Genomic DNA, 2,949 nt, shown 5'->3' with positions numbered 1-2,949 from the left:
GGCGATGGGCCTGGCGCTGGCGGCGCCGTTCGCGGTGGTGGCGGCGTATCTGGTGAGTGAGGTCTCCAAGACCTTCATCGAGGAGGAGCGGCCGTGCCGGGCTGTGCAGGGGGCGGTGCACATCGCGGCGTGCCCGTCGCCGGGTGACTGGTCGTTCCCGAGTAATCACGCGACGATCGCGGCGGCGTCGGCGGCGGTGATCGTGGTGGCGTGGCGGGCGATGGCGCCGGTGGTGCTGCCGCTGGCGGCGTTGATGGCGTTCTCACGGGTGTTCGTGGGCGTGCATTATCCGCACGATGTGGTGGCGGGGTTCCTGCTGGGTGTGGTGGCGGCTCCGGTGGCGGCGCTGGTGCTGGTGGTGGCGTTGCGTCCGCTGGTGGAGTCGTTGCGGCGCGTGTCGTGGGGTGCGGCGCTGCTGGGGCCGCGGCCGGTGGGTGCCGCGGGTGCGGGTGTGGACGTCGGGGCGGCGCGTCCGATGGTGCCGGGTCCGCGTGCCGGGCTGGATCCGGTGGCGGGTGGTCCGGTGGCGGGTCCGGTGGACGAGGCGTCGGTGACGATGCCGGACGTGATGGGCGGCGTGACCCGCAGGCAGGGCCCGCTCCGTTAGCGGGCCCGCGGCGGTCGGTCTGCGGGGCGGTTGTGAGCCTCGGCGGCGTCGTGGGTCAGGTCCAGGTGGGCATGCCTTGGCCGGCGTAGCGGGCGCCGAAGCCGCCGGTGGGCAGGATGTCGCGGATGGCCTCCAGGTCGGCTGCGGTGAGCGTGATGTCGGCGGCGGCGTTGTTCTCCTCGACCCGCTGGGGGCTGCGGGTGCCGGGGATGGGCACGATGTGCTCGCCTTGGGCCAGCACCCAGGCGAGGGCCAGTTGGGGGACGGTGATGCCCTTGGCTGCGGTGAGTTCGCCGAGCCGGTGGACGGCGTCGAGGTTTTTCTCGAAGTTGCCGGGCTGCCAGCGCGGGTCGTGGTTGCGCATGTCGGTCTGGTCGTACTGTCCGGCGGGTTTGGCGGTGCCGGTGATGAAGCCGCGGCCCAGCGGCGAGTAGGCGACGAAGCCGATGCCGAGTTCGTCCAGTGTCGGGAACAGTCGCTCCACGTCGCGTTCGAACAGGGAGTACTCGGTCTGCAGGACCGAGACGGGCTGGACGGCGTGCGCGCGGCGGATGGTCTGGGGGCCGGCCTCGCTGAGGCCGAAGTACTTCACCTTGCCGGCTTCGATGAGTTCCTTGACGGTGCCGGCGACGTCCTCGATCGGCACGTCGGGGTCGACGCGGTGCTGGTAGAGGACGTCGATGTGGTCGGTGTCCAGGTAGCGCAGGCTGTTGTCGGTGACCTTGCGGATGTTGTCGGGGCGGCTGTTGAGGCCCATGCCGGGTTGCCCGGAGGTCAGGTCGAAGCCGAACTTGGTGGCCAGGACCACTTCGTCGCGGAAGCCTTTGACGGCCTGGCCGACCAGGGTCTCGTTGGATCCGGTGCCCAAGCCGTAGAGTTCGGCGGTGTCGAAGAAGGTGACGCCCAGTTCGCGGGCGCGCCGGATGGCGGCGATGCCCTGCTGTTCGTCGCCGGGGCCGTAGGCCATCGTGATGCCCATCGTGCCGTAGCCGATGGCCGAGGTGGTCAGGCCCTGCTGGCCCAGGGTGCGCTGCTGCATCGTGAATCCCTTCCGCGAGCGGACGACTTCAACCGTATCGCCGGTGCGCGGGTCGGCCGGATCGCCTGCCTCGAGTTCTGGCGGGCTTCGGGGGTCAGCGGGTTTCAGGGGGTGTCGTCGGTGGCGGCGACGAGGCCGGCCTCGTGGGCGATGACGGCGGCCTGGACGCGGTTGCGGGCGTCCAGGCGGGTGAGGATGGCGCTGACGTAGGCCTTGACGGTCCCTTCGACGACGTGCAGGCGCGCGGCTATTTCGGCGTTGGACAGGCCCGCGCCGAGCAGTGCCAGGACGTCGCGTTCGCGGGGGGTGAGGCCGGCGGTGCGGTGGCGGGCGCGGGCGCCGCCGGACAGGCGGCTGCCGGCGAGTTCGGTGATGACGCGGTGGGCGACCTTCGGGGACAGGTAGGCGGCGCCGGCGGCGACGGCGCGGACGCCGGCGATGAGTTCGTGGGGGTCGCCGGACTTGAGGAGGAAGCCGCTGGCGCCGCCGGACAGTGCGCGGGCGATGTACTCGTCCTCGCCGAACGTGGTGAGCATGATGATGCCGGTGCCGGGTGCGGCGCGGCGCAGTTCGGCGGCGGCGGCGATGCCGTCCAGGCGGGGCATGCGGATGTCCAGGAGGGTGACGTCGGGGCGGTGCCGCAGGGTCAGTTCGATGGCCTCGTGCCCGTCGGCGGCCTCGGCGACGACCTCGATGCCGGGGTCGGCGGCCAGGATGGCCCGCACGCCCGCGCGGATCATCGCCTCGTCGTCGGCGAGCAGGGCCCGGATCACTGGTTCTCCCGTCGTCGGTGGTCGGCGCTGAGCTGTGCGGTGTCGTAGGCGTTCTTGGCGGTGAGGCGGTCGCCGGTGAAGCAGAGCCGGTAGATGCGGGAGACGCCGAGCAGGTCGGCGTCGGGGCGGTAGTAGCGGCAGTCGGCGTGCGGGGGTTCGGGGACGGTGGCGCGGACGGTCCCGGCATCCATCGTCTCCATCGGCGGCAGGGTCTTCTGGACGGCGGGCCGCGGGGCGCCGACGTTCAGCGCGGCGTAGTCGGCGGGCGTCAGGACCGAGTTGAGGGTGACGTAGACGTAGTAGCCCGCCATGACGGTGCCGATGGCGGCCATCAGGGCGGCGGGGACGGCGATCGCGGTGACCAGGCCGCGGCGTACCTGGTGGCGTTCGCGGGCCAGGTGGCGGGCCGATTCGGAGGGCCACTCCCCCGGCGGTGTGCGGGTGAGGCCGAGCGCGGTGCGCAGAGCGGTCCCGGCCGTGGGCCTGGGCTCGGCGGCGGTTGTTCCGGGTGCGGCGGCCCGGTCCGGGGG

The 2,949-nt window shown here is 72.5% G+C and carries 3 protein-coding genes and 1 pseudogene; 1 reads left to right on the top strand and 3 read right to left on the bottom strand.

Translation table 11 applies throughout. From position 1 onward, the window contains the following. On the top strand, positions 1–607 hold a 607-nt coding region (locus E1285_RS44260), incomplete at its 5' end, for a phosphatase PAP2 family protein (protein WP_132160893.1). 55 nt (positions 608–662) lie between these two features. Here E1285_RS44260 and E1285_RS44255 read toward each other — a convergent pair. The 3 genes and pseudogenes from E1285_RS44255 to E1285_RS46275 form a co-directional block, all read right to left on the bottom strand. Next, positions 663–1,646: an aldo/keto reductase gene (locus tag E1285_RS44255; protein ID WP_132160892.1), complete on the bottom strand. Its 984-nt coding sequence runs from the start codon at positions 1,644–1,646 to the stop codon at positions 663–665. Between the two features lie 104 nt (positions 1,647–1,750). Further along, positions 1,751–2,419 (bottom strand): response regulator transcription factor, encoded by a 669-nt coding sequence (locus E1285_RS44250; RefSeq protein WP_132160891.1) that lies wholly within the window; start codon positions 2,417–2,419, stop codon positions 1,751–1,753. Further along, positions 2,416–2,949, bottom strand: a pseudogene (locus E1285_RS46275) (hypothetical protein); the annotation flags it as partial. The pseudogene E1285_RS46275 and the gene E1285_RS44250, both read right to left, overlap by 4 nt.

It is taken from the genome of Actinomadura sp. 7K507 (assembly GCF_004348425.1).
Taxonomy (GTDB): domain Bacteria; phylum Actinomycetota; class Actinomycetes; order Streptosporangiales; family Streptosporangiaceae; genus Spirillospora.
This window is presented reverse-complemented; position numbering and strand designations above follow the sequence as displayed.